The sequence below is a fragment of the Kocuria sp. GQ42 genome (assembly GCF_059758435.1).
In genome coordinates this window covers 24,140-40,703 of record NZ_JCAXEN010000006.1, presented here as the reverse complement: position 1 = coordinate 40,703, position 16,564 = coordinate 24,140, and the positions used below count along the sequence as shown (strand labels likewise).

The following is a 16,564-nucleotide window of genomic DNA, read 5'->3' as shown; positions in this document are numbered from 1 at the left end:
GAGAGGGGCCGGGCACCACAGCCCGCCCATCCCACTTTCCAGAGGAGACCCCGTGACCATCCCCAGCCGCGCCCTGATCGTCGTCGACGCCCAGATGGAGTACTTCGACGGCCCCATGTCCATCCAGCACCCGCCCCGCGAGGAGTCGCTGGCCAACATCGGCCGCGTCCTCGAGGTCGCCGCCGAGCAGGACATGCCGGTCGTCATGGTCCAGCACGAGCTGGACGAGGGCGCCCCCATCTTCGCGCCCGGCTCGACGGGATACCCGCTCCACCCCCATCTCGAGCAGCTCGACAACCGGCAGTGGAAGCAGGTCGTGAAGGGGTACGGCAGCGTCTTCGCCGGCACCGACGTGGCCCAGTGGCTGCGCGAGCGCGGCGTCGACACGATCACGGTCGTCGGCTACATGACCAACAACTGCGACCTGGCGACGGCGGTCGAGGCCGAGGGGCTCGGCTTCGCCGCCGAGATCCTCTCCGACGCCACCGGCGCGATCCACCTCGCCAACGAGGCCGGTCAGGTCTCGGCCGAGGATCTGCACCGCACCCTGATGGTGCTGCTGCAGTCGAACTTCGCTGCGGTCACCACCACGGACGGCTGGATCGGGGCGGTCGCCCGCGGCGAATCGCCGGTCCGCAGCAATCTCGTGGCTTCGGCGATGAACGGAGCGGAAGCGTTCACCAGCGGTTCCTAGTTCACCGGCCTTCGGGCTGCCGGTGCGCCGGAGCCCGGGCTCCGCCCTGCCGGTGGTCAGACGGTGGGCATCGGGGTGACGGTGAGCAACCGGGTGATGCGATGCGCGGCGTCCTGCATGGTGCGGGCGAGGGCGTCGAGATCGAGGTGGGAAACCCGGAAGCGGGCCACGGTGGCGGTGATGGATCCGGCGACGGCACCGTCGATGAAGTAGGGGGCGCTGAGGCCATAGGCGTCGGGAATCCGTTCGCCGTCGGCGGTGGCCCAGCCGCGGTCGCGGATGGCGTGCAGGTCCTCGAGCAGCGCATGCCGGTCGAAGGGGGTGCGTTCGGTGAGAGGCTCCAGCTCGAGCTGCTCGAGGGTCTCGGGCGGGCAGTGGGCGAGGATGGCCTTGCCGGCGGCCCCGGCGTAGAGGGGGATGGTCACCCCGGAGGCCAGCCCGTAGTGCAGGGGCTGGACGCCGTTGATGACGGTGGTCATCTCGGCGGTGCCGGTGGCGGGATCCAGCTGGGCCAGCCCGATGGTCTCCCCGGTGGTCTCGGCCACCTCGCGCAGGATGTGCCCGGTCAGGGCGCCGATGTCACGGGTGGGACCCAGCCGGGCCGCCCAGTGCAGCAGGCGCGGGCCGGGGTGAAGGGTGGTGCCGTCGGCCAGGGCCAGCCCGGTGGAGGTGGCGGTGGCGACCAGGCGGTGGGTGGTGGCGATGTTGGCCCCGATCGCGCGCGCCAGGGGCGGTCCGGGGCGGACGCCGGCGGGTTCGGCCACCAGCACGGCCAGCAGCCGGGTCATCCGCTCCAGGGCGGTGCCCCCCGCAGGGTGGATGGTCTCCGAGGGGAGGTTCGCCGGCACCGACGGAGTGGGGCACTGGTCTTCGATCGTGCGGGCGGCCGCCTGGGCCAGCGGGCCGAAGCGGTCGAGGTCCGCGTCGTCGGCGAGGTAGCGCGGTTTGGTGATCGAGACCGATCCGGTGAGCCCCAGGCAGGAGAAGGCGGCGGCGGCCCCGGCCGCCAGGGGGAACTGCTGACCCACACTGATGACGTGGCCGGTGCGGCGGTCGTGCTCGAGCAGCCGCGCCAGTTCGGTCCGGTCGGTGACGGTCTCGGGCGTGCGTGCCTCCAGCGACTCGGGCCCCAGGGCCTCCATGCCGATACGGCCCAGGATGGCGCGCCCGGTGGCCCCGGCATGCAGCGGCAGCACCGTGCCCGGCTCCAGGGAGTAGGCCACGGGACCGGGGTGGCGCCGACGGGCGATGACCACGGCCTGCGGGCGCGGGGCGTCGTGGACGGCGACGATGACGGTGGCCTCCGACTGCTCCGCCAGCTGATCCAGGACGGCCCCGGTGCGGGTCAGCATCGGGTGGCGTTCGTGCAGGGCGGCCGAGAGCACCCGCAGGCGCGGGCCGACCCGGTAGGCCCCGCTGCTGGTGGGCAGGGCGAACTCCTGCTCGACCAGGCCCAGCAGGATGCGGTTGACGGTGCTGCGGCTGGCCCCCAGCTCCTCGGCCAACTCACGCACCCCGGCCGCCTGCTCGCGGGTCACCAGGGCATGGAGCACCTCGACGATCCGGTCGTTGCTGGATGCCGTGGTCTCGCTCACGCCTGCCCTCCGCCTGCTCGTTCTGTCGGCACGCTCCCGCCCAGAACCGGAGCCGCGCCCACCACGCTACCGCCCGGCCCCCTGCGCCGGAGCCGCACGACGTCGACAGGCACGGGGCGCCGGCGTTGTGGCCCTTGACACAGTCACGTGCCCCGACTCACACTGTATCGATATTTCAGGACAGTGTCCCATTTTTTAGGAGTCCATATGGCACAGACCAAGCAGCTGACGGCCCCCGCGGTGGATCCGCAGCGGCAGCGCAAGGCGAAGAAGGCCACCGGGGTCGCGGCCTTCGGCACCTTCATCGAGTACTACGACTTCAGCGTCTTCGGCTACGTGGCCGCCACGATCGCGGTGGTGTTCTTCCCCAGCGACGACCCCGTGGCGGGGCTGCTGAACACGTTTCTGATCTTCGGCACCGCGTTCGTCGTGCGCCCGCTGGGGGCGATCTTCTTCGGCTGGATCGGGGACCGGGTCGGCCGCCGGACCAGCCTGGTGGGCTCCATCCTGCTGATGAGCGTCGCGGCCGGTCTGATCGCGGGCCTGCCGACCTACGCCCAGATCGGGATCTGGGCCCCGATCCTGCTCGGTGTGCTGCGGATGCTCCAGGGCTTCTCCGCCGGCGGGGAGATCGGCGGTGCGGCCAGCTACATCCGCGAGTGGGCCCCGATCGAGCGGCGCAACCTCTACATCTCCTTCATCCCCAGCATCGCCGTCCTCGGCAAGGGGTCCGCGGCCGGCCTGGCCGCCCTGGCAGCCACCCTGGTGCCGGCCGAGGCGATGGAGTCCTGGGGCTGGCGGATCCCGTTCATGATCGCCGTGCCCCTGGGCATCCTGTGCCTGATCATGCGCCTGAAGATCGAGGACAGCCCCGAGTTCACCGCCAGTGCCGCCACCGCCAAGGCGACCACCGGGTCCCCCTTCGGGCGGCTGATCGGTGAGCACCGCAAGCCGCTGACCAAGGTTTTCTTCATCTCCCTGGTGCAGAACATGGGCACCTACATCGGCACCGTCTACGTGGCCGTCTACTTCAGCACCGTGCTGGGCTACACCAAGGCCGAGGCCTCCTATATCGTGCTCATCGCCGTGGTGGCCGCGGCCTTCCTGATTCCCCTGGCCGGCCAGCTGGGCAACCGCATCGGCGCCAAGCGCGTGCTGGTGAGCTCCTACGTCTTCTACATCGCGGTCACGATCCCCTCCTTCATGCTCATGAACAACGGCTCGGTGGCCCTGGCCATGGTCGGGCTGCTGATCGGGATGGTGCCCTACGCCCTGTGCCAGGCCGGCACCTACGCCTCGATGCCCGAGTTCTTCCCCGTCGAGGTCCGCCACACCGGGGTGGCCTTCGGCCACAGCGTCGGGGCCGTGATCGGCGGCGCCGGAGGCCCCTACTTCGCCACCTGGATGATCGACGCCACCGGCAACACCCTGGTGCCCGCCTACATGCTCGTGGTCTTCGGGGTGATGGGCCTGGCCGTGGTGCTGGGCGCGGTGCGCACCAACACCACCACCTCCACCGCCTCCCACCTCTACCGCTGACCCGCGGCCGATCCCACCACCGAGGAACCCATGACGACCGTCTACGTCTCCGACCCCATCCACCCCGACGTGCTCGCCGAGCTCACCACCCTGGGACGAGTGCACCTGGGCTACGGCGCCACCGCCGTGGACTACACCGAGATCAGCCACGAGGTCGAGGCCGTGCTGCTGCGGGCCGAACGCTTCGACTCCGCCAAGATCGCCGCCTCCCCGCGGCTGCGCATCATCGCCCGCCACGGGGTGGGCAGCGACAACGTCGACATCGACGCCGCCACCGCCGCCGGGGTGTGGGTGACCACCACCCCGGGCTCCAACAGCCGGGCCGTGGCCGAGCACGTCTTCGCCCTGCTGCTCTCCCTGGCCCGCCGGACCCCCGAGGGGGCCACCGGCACCGCCGCCGGGGCCTGGGCCGAGCTCAAACCGCACCTCAACGGCTTCGAACTCCACGGCCGCACCCTGGGTCTGCTGGGCTTCGGCAACATCGCCCGCATGGTCGCGGGCATCGCCCACGGCTTCGGCATGGACGTCCTGGCCCACGACCCGTACGTGGACGACGACGCCGTCGCCGCCACCGGCCCACGACCCGCCACCGCCGACGAGGTGATCGCCGGGGCGGACGTGCTCAGCCTCCACCTGCCACTCACCACCGGAACCCGCCACCTCGTCGACGCGGCTGCCCTGGCGTCGATGAAGCCGGGGGCGGTGCTGATCAACACCTCCCGCGGCGGGCTGGTCGACGAGGCCGCCCTGGCCCAGGCCCTGATCGACGGCCACCTGGCCGGGGCCGGTCTGGACGTGCTGGAGGGCGAGTCCGTGGACATGAAGAACCCGCAGCCGCACTCCGGCATCGACGTGGCCCGGGTGCCGAACCTCCTCGTCACCCCGCACGTGGCCGGTCAGACGGCCGAGGCGTTCCTGGCCGCCGGCACCGACGCCCTCGCCGCGATCCGGCACGCCCTGGCCGGGGACCGCCCGGCCACCGCGATCAACGACGTCGCCGCGCCCACCTACAGCTGATCCCGCCCGAGACCCCCAGGAAGAACCGCCATGATCATCACCGCCGCCACCGACAGCCTCCAGCTCACCCCGGAGTGGGACCGTCCCGCCCTGGAGCCGATCCGGGAGCTGGCCCACTACCCGGTCGCCCTCATCGGCGACGCCCAGTCCCGGCTGGGTCTGATGCACGCCGCGATCCGCCCCGTCACCCCGGGGCTGCGGCTGGCCGGGACCGTGCTGCCCATCCAGACCCGCGAGGGCGACAACCTCGCCATCCACCGCGCCCTCGACGACGCGAGGCCCGGTGACGTGCTGGTCATCAACGCCAACAGCGACACCAACCGGGCCTGCTTCGGCGACATCCTCGGAGAGCTCTGCATCGCCCGCGGGATCGCCGGGGTCGTCATCGACGGCGCCACCCGCGACGTCGACGAGCTGCGGGCGATGGGCCTGCCCACCTTCGCCCGCGGCATCAGCCCGGCCGGGCCCTTCAAGTACGGACCCGGGACCATCGGCGCCCCGGTCGCCTGCGGCAACGTGGTCTGCCATCCGGGTGACGCCATCATCGGTGACAGCGACGGCGTCGTCGTCGTGCCGAAGCACCTGATCACCGCCGCCCTGGAGAGGACCTCCGCCCAGGAGCAGACCGAAGCCGGTCTGCGCGCCAAGATCCCCTCCCTCGTCCACTGATCCCAGCACCAGAAAGACCTGCTCGCCATGCTGACCAACCTGCGACCCGTCCGCGATGTCTCCACCCTGCGGCGCGGGGACCACCTCGATGTCCACCGGTTCGGCTTCCCCGCCTACAGCGGCACCGTCCTCGCCACCATGCCGCGGCTCAACGTGGTGTGGATCCGGGACACCGCGAACGGAGAGCGGAGAATGCTCTGCGCCGACGACTGCCAGCTCCGTCGCTCCCGGCGCTCCTGAGATCTCCCACGACCAGCTCACATCCGGGTGGCGAGGGTGGAGAGCGAAGGCCCTCCGGGCCGGCGTCCGCCGAAGGACACCCACCGGGTGCGGTTCAGTCGCTCACGGAGCGCACGACCCGTGCCGGGGAGCCCACCACCACGGACCTCTCCGGGACGTCCTTCGTCACCACCGAGGCCGCCGCCACGACGGCGTCGTCACCGATCGTCACGCCCGGCAGGACCGTGGCGTTGGACCCGATCCACACGTTGCGCCCGATCACGATGGGGGCCGGGTGCATGTCCGCCCGGCGGCTGGGGGCGAGGTCGTGGTTGAGGGTGGCCAGCACCGTGTTGTGCCCGATCAGGCAGTCGTCGCCGATGACCACCCCACCCTGGTCCTGGAACGTGCACCCGGAGTTGATGAAGACCCGCTTGCCGAGGGTGATGTTCTTCCCGAAGTCGGAGTGGAAGGGCGGGAAGACGGTCACCGATTCGTCCACCGGCTTGCCGGTGAGCTGGGCCAGCAGCTCCCGCACCCGCGCCGGTTCCCGGTATCCGCCGTTGAGCTCCCCGGTGATGCGCAGGGCCTCCTGGCTGACCCGGTGCATGACCTCGTGCAGGGGTGAGTCCCCCGTGATGGTGCGCCCGGCGTCGAGCTCCTCCAGAAGATCGGTCAGTTCCATGGTGTCCTTTCGGTGGTGTCCGGGCAGCGGTTCCGCAGCGCCAGGACCTGGATCTGCGGACCGGCGAGCGCCCTCCAGCACCGAGGCCGAGGCCCCGGCGATGGCCCCGCGCTCGTGCTTGGCGTAGTACTCCACGCTCACCCCGGCCAAGGCCGCCACCTCGGTGCGGTTGTCCATCCCGCCGGAGTAGGTCGCTCTCAGCATGCGAGGGAGGCCCTGCCAGTACGCGCCTCAGCACGGTTCCCTCCGCCGACGGCGGGAACCCGACCGGAATCCAGCAGATGTCCGGCAGGGGATGAGGGAAAGCCTGCCGTGGTCGTGCGGGGTGCCTCCACAGTCGCTCTGACCCGGCCGCTTTTCTCAGTCATTGCGGCTCAGACGGGCGGTGAAGGTGTCGTCGTGGTCACGGACCGCTTCGAGATCGTCGAACTCGCCCAGGCGGACGATGCCGTTGTAGTACCCGACGTGTTGGTAGTAGAGCACCAGGGCTTGGTCCGGGGCGTAGTAGCCGATCGTCAGGGGGTCGGCGTCGTTCCCGGCCGGCACGCCCTCGAGGGAGAGCGGCGCCGGCAGGTTCGCGATCTTCTCCTGGCCACCGAAGTCGGTGAAGGACAGCTCCAGGGGCAGCTGGTCGATCAGGGAGCGTGCGGCGGTGTTGTCGAGCAGGGTCCCGGTCACCGTGGTGCCCTCGATGTCGAGGATGATCGGGGTGCCCGCTGCCGCGGACGGGGTTCTCATGTCGTCGGTGTCCTCCGTCGTGGCCGGGATCGATGCGGGATGGGGCTCTGCGAAGGAGCCGGTGGGGCCGGCAGTGCTGCAGGCCGTCGACGTCGCGGTCACCACGGCCAGGAGCATTGCCGCCACCAGACGGATGCGCAGGACGAGGGCAGCAGGGCAAGCCCCTGGTGTTCCCTCGGCCGGCACCGCAGGGGTGACCGGCGCCGCCTGTGCCACGGAGCGTGTCCGCACGGGGCGTGGGCTCAGACCAAGGTGGCGGCGTCGATGACGAAGCGGTAGCGCACGTCCGAGGCCAGCACCCGCTCGTAGGCCTCGTTGACCCGGTCGGCGGAGATCAGCTCGGTCTCCGGGACGATGCCGTGCTCGGCGCAGAAGTCGAGCATCTCCTGGGTCTCGGCGATGCCGCCGATCATCGACCCGGCGTAGGTGCGCCGGCCGCCGATGAGGGAGAAGACGTTGAGGCTCAGCGGCTCCGCCGGGGCCCCGACGTTGACCAGGGCCCCGTCGACGGTGAGCAGGGACAGGTAGGCGTCCACGTCGATCACGGCGCTGACGGTGTTGAGGACCAGGTCGAAGGACCCGGCCAGCTGCTCGAAGGTGGCCGGATCCGAGGTGGCGTAGTAGTGGTCGGCACCCAGCCGCAGCCCGTCCTCCTTCTTCTTCAGCGACTGCGAGAGCACGGTGACCTCCGCGCCCATCGCGGCGGCGATCTTCACGGCCAGGTGCCCCAGCCCGCCCAGGCCCACGACGGCGACCTTCCGGCCCGGGCCCGCGCCCCAGCGGCGCAGCGGGGAGTAGGTGGTGATCCCGGCGCACAGCAGCGGGGCGGCCGCGGCGAAGTCCAGGGAGGCGGGCACGGACAGCACGAAGCCGGCGTCGACGACGACGTGGGTGGAGTAGCCGCCCTGGGTGATGGTGCCGTCCCGGTCGGCCCCGCCGTAGGTGGGCACCATGCCCGCCAGGCAGTACTGCTCGTCCCCGTTGCGGCAGTTGGTGCACTGCCCGCAGGAGTTGACCATGCACCCCACCCCGACGCGGTCCCCGACGGCGTGGCCGGTGACCTCGGGGCCGATCTCGGCGACGACGCCCACGATCTCGTGGCCGGGCACCAGGGGGTAGGGCTGGGGTCCCCAGTCGCCGTTGACGGTGTGGATGTCGGAGTGGCAGATCCCGGCATAGGCGATCTCGATCAGCACGTCGTTCGGGCCCACCTCGCGGCGGGTGATCGTGGTCGGCTCCAGCGGTGCGTCGGCGGAGGGGGCGGCGTAGGCGTTGACGGTCAGCAAGGGAACTCCTGATGTGGTGGGGGCAGCGGATCGGGCGGACGTGGTGGGAGACCCGTCCGCGCAGTCGCCCGAGCGTGCGGGAAGGGCCCGACGGATCAGCGACTGCACCACCTCATCAGGAACGGCAGGGCTCGGGGAGTCCCTGATGAAGGGCGCACTGGGAGAGCACCCCAGGAGCGGTGCCACCGAGATGACACCGCTCCTGGCGGCCGCCCAGGGTTGCGGGTGCAGGCCCACACACCGTTGACCGAACAGTGCCTGAAGAGGTGGCAGGTTGGCCTTCCGCAGTGGGAGAATCCAAGGGTCCGAGGCGGGCGTCAGCCTGCCACCGGCATCCAGAGCATGTTCCCGATGCCCCACAGCACCAAGCACACCAGCACGAACGGCAGGGTCCTCACCACCAGGGCCCCGCGGGTGAGGACGGGCCCGGGGGTGTCCTTCCGCTGGAGTGGACCGGCGATCCGGTAGGCGAGCTCGATGCGCGCCGGGCTGGCCAGGCAGGCCAGTCCGGCCGCCACGTTCTGGGAGGCCATCATCCACAGCGGGTCCATGCCGAGGGCATGCGCGGCTGCGTCCTGGGTGCCGCCGAACATGGCATTGGCGCCCGTGCCCGACGCCGTGATGTAACCCCCCAGGCCACCGAGCACGGGGACCAGGAACAGGTAGGCCTGCCCCAGCCCGGTCAGCGCCGTGGCCAGCGCCTCGGCCAGCCCGCCCCCGGAGACCGCGCTGCCCAGCACCAGATACAGGCCGGTCGGCGCCGCCACCTGGAGCCACATCCGGCGGACCTCCCGCGGAAGTCGCCGCCGGTGCTCCCTGCCCATGGAGAGCACGACGACGCCGACCAGGGCGCCGGTGATGGACCACAGGGCCGGCGAGCCCAGCACCGCGCCGAACCCACCGGGCGGCAGCAGACCTTCGAGGAGCTGCCCGATGATGGTGCCTCCGAGCAGCACCAGGTACGGCACCAGAGCGCGGGCCGGGACGGGCCCCATCCGTCCCCGGCTGATCACGCCGGCCCAGCCCGCGGACATCACCAGGGTGGCCACCGCACCGGCCACGGCCGTGCCGAACGCCAGATTGGCGGCGAGGACCAGGACGGACAGCACCACCCCCGAGGCCAGTCCCATGCCGATCCAGGCGCCGTAGTCAGCGGGCCGGGGCCGGTCCCGGCCATCGGAGGTGGGCAGCCCCCGGCCGGCGATGACCGCGGCCACGGCACCGGACCCCAGGAAGGCGATGACGTTCAGGATCCCGGAGGCCACCCCGAGGTCGTGCAGGGTGACGCCGGCGATCTGGGAGCCCAGGAGCGTGCCGGGGCCCATGGATCCCCACGGGCCCACCATGAGCGCCACCAGCGAGAGCGAGGCCGCTCGCAACGGCGTGAACCCCAGGGACAGCAGCAGCGGCAGCCCGATGATCACGGAGACGCCGAACCCGGTGACGGTCTCCATGAACGGCACCACCCCGTGCACCATGAGCAGCGCCGAGACCACCGTGGGGCCACCGCCGTCCGAGAGCCACCGGGCCAGCTTCTCCTGAGCGCCGGTCCGGTCCATGACGCGGGAGAGCAGGATCCCGCCGGCAATGATCGCCAGCACCTCGACCAGGATCCAGAAGCCCTCGCCGAAGGCGGAGGACACCTCCGCCACCGGGGTGCCGAACCAGGCCAGGCCGATCACCACGGCTGAGACCAGTCCGGCCGCGGGGGCCACCCATGGCGGCGCCGGCACGAGGAGCAGACCCAAGGTCAGGACCATGGGCAGAGCCGCCATGAGCACGTCCAACGGCGGCCCACCTCCACACTTCTCCTGTCAGATCTCTGTCACCGGCCGATGCTACGCGCCGACGGCGTCAGGGTGAGCACTGATGCGGAGGGCAACTCCTACTGCGCCACCGCTTCGTGAGCCCGCCCGGTAGTCCGCCATATGTAAAGCGGCGCCGACCGGGACTTTATTCGGCCTTCGCCGCTCCAACCTCGCATAGCCCGGGAAGGAACGAGGTCTCGAGATAGCCGTTGGCCCGCTCCACGATGCCCTTGGATGTCCGTTCTTGGATCCGGGTTACCGCGCAGCCAGCAGGTGGCCACGATGCGTGTCGGACCTAGCGGCTTTGCTTTCGTGATCTACGGGATGCTCGTACTCAAGGGCGGAATCAGTCAGGCCAGCGAGCTGTCCCACCTCATCGCCCTGGTGATCTTCCTGCCCATCCTGACCCGCTCCTCCAACGACGACGTCGTAGTCAAGAAACACGACGAACGGCAACCACAACCCTGGCCGCAACCGGCCGGCGATCGCGGTCACCGCAGGCAGCGCAAACGTTTCTGAGGACGGCAACAACGGCCCGTGGCCCGTGTGCAACGGGTGGCACGGGCTCGGGCCAGCGGCAAACAAGCCTTCTTGACCTATACCCCTATGGGGTATAGGTTCGCTGGTCTGGACGGCGTCTTGTGTCACCGGGGCGTCGTGCATCCGCTATCGACAAGGAGTGCTCTCGTGACCGATGCGCTGAAAATCACCGCCCGCCCGCTGCCGCTGATCGACAACGGAGGCGGCTGCGCCTGCTGCAGCCCCGCTCCTTCCACCACCGAAGCCACCGCCGACGCCTCTGCGCGGGAGAACACCCCGGCGCAGATCGCGGCTTTCGACGTGGAGGGCATGACCTGCGGCCACTGCGTGGGGCGGGTCACCGATGCCGTGCAGGCCCTGGTGGGCGTGCAGAACGTCCAGGTCCAACTCGTCCCCGCCGGCCTGTCCACGGTGACCGTGGCCACGGATCGCCTGCTGCTGCCGGCCACCGTGCGCGCCGCGATCGAGGAGGCCGGCTACACCGTCTCCGGTTCCTGACCGCCCCTCGCAGGCCAACCGCCGAAACGACCGAGCCCCATCAGCGCCCGACCTGCAGAGCCATCCGGGCGACCGGCCGGGATCGCCCGAAACGATCACCGCGCCTCTGATCACGGCCCCGAGATGATGGAGCCCGCACCCACACCAATCCCCGACCGTTTCGAGCCGGTCGGGTCACCAACAGGAAGGACCGTGGCATGGGAGACGACCCCACACCGCAGAAGGAACAGAAGCTGTCATTGACCGGGTCCGTCGCCCTGGGGACGGGAGTGATGATCGGGGCCGGGATCTTCGCCCTCGTAGGGCAGGTCGCCGAGCTGGCCGGCGGCTGGCTGCCCTGGGCGTTCCTCGCCGGGGCCGTGGTCGTGGCCTTCAGCTCCTACTCCTACATCCGCTACTCGGCCACCAACCCGTCCTCCGGCGGGATCGCGATGCTGCTCAAGGCCGCCTACGGCCCCGGGGTTCTCGCCGGGTCGTTCTCCCTGTTCATGTACGTGTCGATGATCCTCGCCCAGTCCCTGCTGGGCCGCACCTTCGGCACCTACCTGCTGCGCCCCTTCGACCTGCAGGACTCCGCGGTGTGGGTGCCGGTGCTGGCGGTGGTGGCCATCGCGGCCGCCGCCCTGGTGAACCTGGTGGGCAACCGGTGGGTGGAGCGCTCCGCCACAGTGACCGCGGCGGTCAAAATCATCGGGATCGCCGTGCTGGCCGTCGGCGGGATCCTCGCCGCCGGCGTCTCCTCGCTGGGTCGGCTGGTCAGCGCCGCCGACCGCACCCCACCGGATGCGGGATGGCTGGGCTTCCTGGCCGGGACCACCCTGTGCATCCTCGCGTACAAGGGCTTCACCACCATCACCAACCAGGGCGCCGACCTGCAGCAGCCCGAGCGCAACATCGGCCGATCCATCATGATCTCCATCGCCCTGTGCACCGTGCTCTACCTCCTCATCACGGTGGCGGTCACCGGCAGCCTGACCGTGCCGCAGATCGTCGAGGCCCGGGACTACGCCCTCGCCGAGGCCGCCGAGCCGATGTTCGGCGCCTGGGGTGTGACGCTGACCGTGGCGATCGCCGTCGTGGCGACCCTGTCGGGGCTGATCGCGAGCCTGTTCTCGGTCTCGAAGCTCTACGACATGCTCCGCGACATGGGCCAGGCCCCCGGGCTGCCGGGGAAGGAGGGCCACCAGTCGCTGTACATCACCGCCGGGCTGGCGATCCTGATGGCCGCCTTCTTCGACCTGTCCCAGATCGCCGCCCTCGGCGCCATCCTCTACCTGGCGATGGACATCGCCATCCACCTCGGCATCCTCCGCCACCTCAGGCACGACGTCGGGGCCAAGCCGTGGATCCCCTGGGCCGCGATCGCCCTCGACGTCGCGGTGCTCGTGCCGTTCGTGCTGCTGAAGGCCCAGTCGAAACCCTTCACACTGGCGGTCACCGCCGTGGTCATCGCTGCCATTGTCGTGGCCCAATGGCTGGTCGTGCGCCGCCGAAACCACAACAGCGGTCCCGCACGACGGAACGCCACCTCTCGCCGCTCCGACTGACGCGCAGCCAGGGGAAAGACGTCACCGATTCGTGCATCAGTCCCACCCGCAGAACCTCTAATGGCTAGTGTGGAACGACACTGGTCAAAGACAGGCCACCTTGCACACCCCCGCCGCCGGAGCACCGAGGAGCACCCTGATGACCCACCGCACCCCCATCCACCGCACCCGGCCCCACCGCATATGGCCCCTTGCCGTCGCCGGCGTGGCCGGGGCGCTGCTGTTGACCGGGTGCCAGGACGAGACCCGGCTGACTCAGCTGGACCAGTCCGAGGTCTCCACCGAGGAACTGGTCGGGAAGGAGATCACCCTGACCAACGAGGTGGAGGATGTCTACGGTGAGGAGTTCCTGACCATGGGTGCTGAGCAGACAGTGGTGTTCGTGACCGAGATGCCAGCCGACCTGCGCCCCGGTGACGAGGTCGAGGCCACCGGCACCGTGGCCGCTGGTGACCTGTTCAGCGATCCCGGAGACCGGGAACGGCTGTACCAGCTCACCGACGACCAGACCGCCAACTACCTGGTCAACCGCGAGTCCGAGCCCTACCTCACCGACGCCACCGTCACCCTCGTCGAGTAGGACGCTCGAGCAGGCCACCGGCTCGGTGCCACCAAGCCCTCACCCGGCAGGCAGTTCCTCCACCTGGCCGACGATCACACCCATCCCCAGGTCGCCCTCGAGAAGGTAGCCCCTCTCCTCATCACCGAAGTCCTAGCCCTACTCGAACTCGATGCCTGTCGGCACGATCTGACAGACCGTGCCGACGACCTGGACCCTGTCCCCGACCCTGCCCTGCCCTGCCCCTGACCTCAGCGCCCAGCACCCACAACAGGAACTCCGACAGCACCGCCACCGGTCTGTGGCCGGCCTTCCACGGTTGAAGCCGATCCGAGCACGACGGCAGTGAAGGGCCCGCCGCCGGCAATCCGGTGACGGGCCCTTCGGCCTACAGTCAGCTGACGTGGTGCAGGTCGTCGACCAGGTACATGTGGATCTGCCGGGTCTCGACGTCCAGGGCCCGGACGAACATCGCGTTCGGCTCCGCGGCGGTGCTGATCAGATGGTTCGCGGCATCGGTGGTTCCGGGGTCGCTGAGCAGCTCCACGACGTGTCCGGTCAGCTTCACCTGCACGCGGTCACCGCGCTCCCACTCGTAGTTTTCCACGGTGTACTCCTTGCTCTCGTCGGTCCCCCGCTGTGCGCGGGCGGTCACAAGCACCATGGCGCGCTTCGGGGCGCCGGTGGTGGATGCACCCCCGTGTCGCGTCCCGATCAGACCTCGGCGGCCTCCAGCCACAGCTTCAGCAGGTCCTTCTCCATCTCCCAGTGGGCGTCGATCAACAGAATCCGGTGTACGGCATGCGCATCACGATGTCCACAGGCACCGGCGGCCTCAGATGGTCGTCGCCAGCGGCAGCTCCCGGATCCGCCGGTAGAGAGTGGCCCGGGACATGCCGAGGTCCTTGGCCACTTGGGTGGCCGGCTCGCCGCCCTCGATCAGCCGCAGTGCGTTGCGGATCTGGGAGTCGGTGAAGATCTGGCGCCGCCCGCCGAGGTCCTTGCCGGCGGCCCTGCGTTTGGCCACCGAGTCGGTGATCCGCTCCCGCTTCATCTCCAGCTCCATCTGCGCCAGCGCAGCCATGACGGTGAAGACCATCGAACCCATCGGGGTCGAGGTATCCACGTCTCCCCCACCGAGGTTGAGCACCCGCAGACCGGCGCCCCTGCCTCGCAGAGCTTCGGCGAAGGTCAGCATGTTCTGCGTCGACCGCCCCAACCGGTCCAGCGTGGTAATGACCAGCGTGTCACCCTCTTCGAGCGCAACGACCGCACGGTCGAACTGCGGACGCGACGCACGACCTTCAGACACTCCACTGTCGACATACACGTCATCGCGCCGCACCCCGGCTGCGAGCAAGTCAGCCACTTGACGGTCGGCGTCCTGCTGACGCGTCGACACCCTGGCATACCCGATCAACTTCCCCACGTCCACCTCATCCGTCTCGCAACTGACGTTGAGTATCCGATTCTAGGGGTACGGATAAAGCACAAAGATGCGAGACACCCGGATCCGCGAAAACATGCGGACGAAAATTTCTGCCACGAGACGTCTCGCATCCCATGCCTTCTAGTACAGGAGTAGAGGTGGTCAGCGGAGGGTTCGACATGGAGGACGTCTTCGTCTGGGTCAGACGGTGGGATCGGGAGCGACCCTCATCATGCGGATTTCTCGCACACCACCCTCCACCTGCCATGTGCCGTCCGGGAGGAAGCCGTGCTTTAGGTAGAACGCCTGCGCCCGAGGATTGGGATCGGCGACCCACAGCACCACCGACTCCCCAGGGTGCACGACAGCGTCCAGAAGCGCCGCCCCGACACCGGATCCGTGCTCGGTCGCGAGAACGTACAACACGTAGAGCTGCTGGCTCCACACGGATTCCGGGCTCTCCGGCGGGCCCGCCATCGCCACCCCGATCACCACGCCGTCGCGTTCAGCCACCGCGATGCGCTTCGCGCGGTGACGCTCATCGACCAAGGCCGTGATCCAGAACCGTTCGCGGGCCTCAACAAGCCCCGGATCATCCAGCACGCGGTCGGGCATCACCCCGCGGTACGTCTCCTCCCACGAGCTCATGTGCATCTTCGCCATGGCAGCGGCGTCCTCCAGACGTGCGGGGCGGACCATGACCGTGGAGTCCACGGGCGGATCCTCTCCAGAACAGGAGCTCGGACTGGCGACGTTGAGCAGCAGCATGACCTCACCAGCAACGATCGCGCTGCGACAAGCTCGCCGGCAAGCTTCAGGCCGTCGTGGTGTGGCGTGAAGCCGGGACTGTCGTGCCTCCGATCTCCTGCGACTCCCGCATCGTCTTCGGTCCGGGGCGAGCGGTGAGGCCGCTGCTGCCAGTGCGGACCGGCGAAGTGCGCCGCAAGAGCATCGGCCCAGCAGCTGGTGGAACGGTGCCGCCGCCAGGACTGGAGGGCCTCCCCTTCGGGCGGGCCACGGTCCTGGTGCTGCATCCGGCGGCTGCCTCGTCCGCGTCATCAGCATCGCCAGTCATGGTGGGCAAAGCCGCCCCAGCAAGCGCACACTGGAGGCAGTCTCCCATCCAACCACTGGCAGGCAGCGGCGGGGATCAGTGGGTGCGCAGCCCCTAGTTTTCCTGCCGGAATCGGGGAGATGTCGATGAACCTGCTCAGCCAGATCGCCGCCGGAGTCACGGTAGCGGGGCTGGTCTTCGCCTTCGTGCTGGAGGTTTTCTTCCACCGGGATCCGCGCACGTACTCCTTCACCCTCATCCGCCCTCAGGACGTGCCGGCCGTGCGCCTGTGGGTGATCTTCATCGGCCTCTACAACTTGTGCTTCGCCGCCGGGATCGCAGCGGGACTGCTCCTGCTGAACGTCGGGGCGATCGGGGCCGGCCGCGCCTTGGTGCTCTTCGGATGCACCAGCCACATTGTTCTGGCCATCCTGTTCCCCTTCGTGGAGCGGCGCCTGTGGCGCAACGCCCTGATGGAAGGAATACCACCGCTGATAGCTGTTCTGGCCTATCTCGCGTGGGGATGACACCACAAGGACCGCCTGGAGCACTGCATCAGCAGAACGCGGCAGGCCGATCCGATCGCGCTGCGCCGACGTCGCGCACCAGTGAGCCCAGTGACCGGTGCAGCAGAGGGTCTTGATCGGCCAGCGATCTCCCTCACCACGGCAGCTCACCATCTCAGGA

Annotated in this window: 18 protein-coding genes; 10 read left to right on the top strand and 8 right to left on the bottom strand. The window is 69.7% G+C overall.

Going from position 1 to position 16,564, the window contains the following annotated elements; genetic code table 11:
* Positions 1–52: 52 nt before the first annotated feature.
* Complete coding sequence (locus AC6CH6_RS12890) at positions 53–694, top strand: isochorismatase family protein (RefSeq protein WP_498255426.1); 642 nt, start codon at positions 53–55, stop codon at positions 692–694.
* Between the two features lie 56 nt (positions 695–750).
* Here the strand turns inward: AC6CH6_RS12890 and AC6CH6_RS12885 are convergent, their stop codons facing one another.
* Positions 751–2,289: an IclR family transcriptional regulator gene (locus AC6CH6_RS12885; protein WP_498255425.1), complete on the bottom strand. Its 1,539-nt coding sequence runs from the start codon at positions 2,287–2,289 to the stop codon at positions 751–753.
* A gap of 207 nt (positions 2,290–2,496) precedes the next feature.
* On the opposite strand from AC6CH6_RS12885, the gene AC6CH6_RS12880 reads away from it, so the two are divergent.
* From AC6CH6_RS12880 to AC6CH6_RS12865, 4 genes are read left to right on the top strand one after another with little or no spacing between them, the layout of a single operon-like run.
* Positions 2,497–3,828, top strand: a complete 1,332-nt coding sequence (locus AC6CH6_RS12880; RefSeq protein ID WP_498255424.1) for an MFS transporter — start codon at positions 2,497–2,499, stop codon at positions 3,826–3,828.
* Between the two features lie 30 nt (positions 3,829–3,858).
* The gene (locus tag AC6CH6_RS12875; protein ID WP_498255423.1) at positions 3,859–4,845 is read left to right on the top strand and encodes a hydroxyacid dehydrogenase; all 987 of its coding nucleotides are present in this window, start codon (positions 3,859–3,861) and stop codon (positions 4,843–4,845) included.
* A 30-nt stretch (positions 4,846–4,875) separates the two neighbouring features.
* Positions 4,876–5,514 (top strand): RraA family protein, encoded by a 639-nt coding sequence (locus AC6CH6_RS12870; protein WP_498255422.1) that lies wholly within the window; start codon positions 4,876–4,878, stop codon positions 5,512–5,514.
* A gap of 27 nt (positions 5,515–5,541) precedes the next feature.
* Positions 5,542–5,754, top strand: coding sequence for a hypothetical protein (locus AC6CH6_RS12865; protein WP_498255421.1), 213 nt, complete (start codon positions 5,542–5,544; stop codon positions 5,752–5,754).
* A 94-nt stretch (positions 5,755–5,848) separates the two neighbouring features.
* Here AC6CH6_RS12865 and AC6CH6_RS12860 read toward each other — a convergent pair whose 3' ends face one another.
* The 4 genes from AC6CH6_RS12860 to AC6CH6_RS12845 all read right to left on the bottom strand — a co-directional run bounded on the left by AC6CH6_RS12860 (position 5,849) and on the right by AC6CH6_RS12845 (position 10,217).
* Positions 5,849–6,418: a DapH/DapD/GlmU-related protein gene (locus AC6CH6_RS12860; protein ID WP_498255592.1), complete on the bottom strand. Its 570-nt coding sequence runs from the start codon at positions 6,416–6,418 to the stop codon at positions 5,849–5,851.
* Between the two features lie 360 nt (positions 6,419–6,778).
* A complete protein-coding gene (locus AC6CH6_RS12855; RefSeq protein WP_498255420.1) occupies positions 6,779–7,156 on the bottom strand; it encodes a cyclophilin-like fold protein in 378 nt (125 codons plus the stop codon).
* A 242-nt stretch (positions 7,157–7,398) separates the two neighbouring features.
* Positions 7,399–8,442 (bottom strand): NAD(P)-dependent alcohol dehydrogenase, encoded by a 1,044-nt coding sequence (locus AC6CH6_RS12850; protein ID WP_498255419.1) that lies wholly within the window; start codon positions 8,440–8,442, stop codon positions 7,399–7,401.
* A 317-nt stretch (positions 8,443–8,759) separates the two neighbouring features.
* Positions 8,760–10,217 (bottom strand): L-lactate permease, encoded by a 1,458-nt coding sequence (locus AC6CH6_RS12845; RefSeq protein ID WP_498255418.1) that lies wholly within the window; start codon positions 10,215–10,217, stop codon positions 8,760–8,762.
* A gap of 267 nt (positions 10,218–10,484) precedes the next feature.
* Between AC6CH6_RS12845 and AC6CH6_RS12840 the strand changes: the two genes are divergently transcribed.
* From AC6CH6_RS12840 to AC6CH6_RS12825, 4 genes are all read left to right on the top strand, one after another.
* Entirely contained in the window at positions 10,485–10,769 is a 285-nt protein-coding gene (locus AC6CH6_RS12840; RefSeq protein ID WP_498255417.1) for a hypothetical protein, read from the top strand.
* A 168-nt stretch (positions 10,770–10,937) separates the two neighbouring features.
* Positions 10,938–11,288: a heavy-metal-associated domain-containing protein gene (locus AC6CH6_RS12835; protein WP_498255416.1), complete on the top strand. Its 351-nt coding sequence runs from the start codon at positions 10,938–10,940 to the stop codon at positions 11,286–11,288.
* Positions 11,289–11,485: 197 nt separating this feature from the next.
* Positions 11,486–12,835, top strand: coding sequence for an APC family permease (locus AC6CH6_RS12830; RefSeq protein WP_498255415.1), 1,350 nt, complete (start codon positions 11,486–11,488; stop codon positions 12,833–12,835).
* A gap of 139 nt (positions 12,836–12,974) precedes the next feature.
* The gene (locus AC6CH6_RS12825) at positions 12,975–13,415 is read left to right on the top strand and encodes a hypothetical protein (protein WP_498255414.1); all 441 of its coding nucleotides are present in this window, start codon (positions 12,975–12,977) and stop codon (positions 13,413–13,415) included.
* A gap of 373 nt (positions 13,416–13,788) precedes the next feature.
* Here the strand turns inward: AC6CH6_RS12825 and AC6CH6_RS12820 are convergent, their stop codons facing one another.
* The 3 genes from AC6CH6_RS12820 to AC6CH6_RS12810 all read right to left on the bottom strand — a co-directional run bounded on the left by AC6CH6_RS12820 (position 13,789) and on the right by AC6CH6_RS12810 (position 15,537).
* Complete coding sequence (locus AC6CH6_RS12820; RefSeq protein ID WP_498255413.1) at positions 13,789–14,001, bottom strand: hypothetical protein; 213 nt, start codon at positions 13,999–14,001, stop codon at positions 13,789–13,791.
* A gap of 228 nt (positions 14,002–14,229) precedes the next feature.
* Positions 14,230–14,823, bottom strand: coding sequence for a recombinase family protein (locus tag AC6CH6_RS12815; RefSeq protein WP_498255412.1), 594 nt, complete (start codon positions 14,821–14,823; stop codon positions 14,230–14,232).
* Between the two features lie 201 nt (positions 14,824–15,024).
* Positions 15,025–15,537, bottom strand: coding sequence for a GNAT family N-acetyltransferase (locus AC6CH6_RS12810; RefSeq protein ID WP_498255411.1), 513 nt, complete (start codon positions 15,535–15,537; stop codon positions 15,025–15,027).
* A 486-nt stretch (positions 15,538–16,023) separates the two neighbouring features.
* Here AC6CH6_RS12810 and AC6CH6_RS12805 point away from each other — a divergent pair, with 486 nt between their 5' ends.
* The gene (locus AC6CH6_RS12805) at positions 16,024–16,404 is read left to right on the top strand and encodes a DUF1304 family protein (protein ID WP_498255410.1); all 381 of its coding nucleotides are present in this window, start codon (positions 16,024–16,026) and stop codon (positions 16,402–16,404) included.
* The last annotated feature ends 160 nt before the right edge of the window (positions 16,405–16,564 follow it).

Bases quoted from the DNA above. Each gene is read 5' to 3' on its own strand.
- AC6CH6_RS12855 (WP_498255420.1), bottom strand. From the start codon at position 7,156: ATGAGAACCCCGTCCGCGGCAGCGGGCACCCCGATCATCCTCGACATC.
- AC6CH6_RS12840 (WP_498255417.1), top strand. From the start codon at position 10,485: ATGTCCGTTCTTGGATCCGGGTTACCGCGCAGCCAGCAGGTGGCCACG.
- AC6CH6_RS12825 (WP_498255414.1), top strand. From the start codon at position 12,975: ATGACCCACCGCACCCCCATCCACCGCACCCGGCCCCACCGCATATGG.
- AC6CH6_RS12880 (WP_498255424.1), top strand. From the start codon at position 2,497: ATGGCACAGACCAAGCAGCTGACGGCCCCCGCGGTGGATCCGCAGCGG.
- AC6CH6_RS12830 (WP_498255415.1), top strand. From the start codon at position 11,486: ATGGGAGACGACCCCACACCGCAGAAGGAACAGAAGCTGTCATTGACC.
- AC6CH6_RS12875 (WP_498255423.1), top strand. From the start codon at position 3,859: ATGACGACCGTCTACGTCTCCGACCCCATCCACCCCGACGTGCTCGCC.
- AC6CH6_RS12805 (WP_498255410.1), top strand. From the start codon at position 16,024: ATGAACCTGCTCAGCCAGATCGCCGCCGGAGTCACGGTAGCGGGGCTG.
- AC6CH6_RS12870 (WP_498255422.1), top strand. From the start codon at position 4,876: ATGATCATCACCGCCGCCACCGACAGCCTCCAGCTCACCCCGGAGTGG.
- AC6CH6_RS12845 (WP_498255418.1), bottom strand. From the start codon at position 10,217: ATGGCGGCTCTGCCCATGGTCCTGACCTTGGGTCTGCTCCTCGTGCCG.
- AC6CH6_RS12865 (WP_498255421.1), top strand. From the start codon at position 5,542: ATGCTGACCAACCTGCGACCCGTCCGCGATGTCTCCACCCTGCGGCGC.
- AC6CH6_RS12860 (WP_498255592.1), bottom strand. From the start codon at position 6,418: ATGGAACTGACCGATCTTCTGGAGGAGCTCGACGCCGGGCGCACCATC.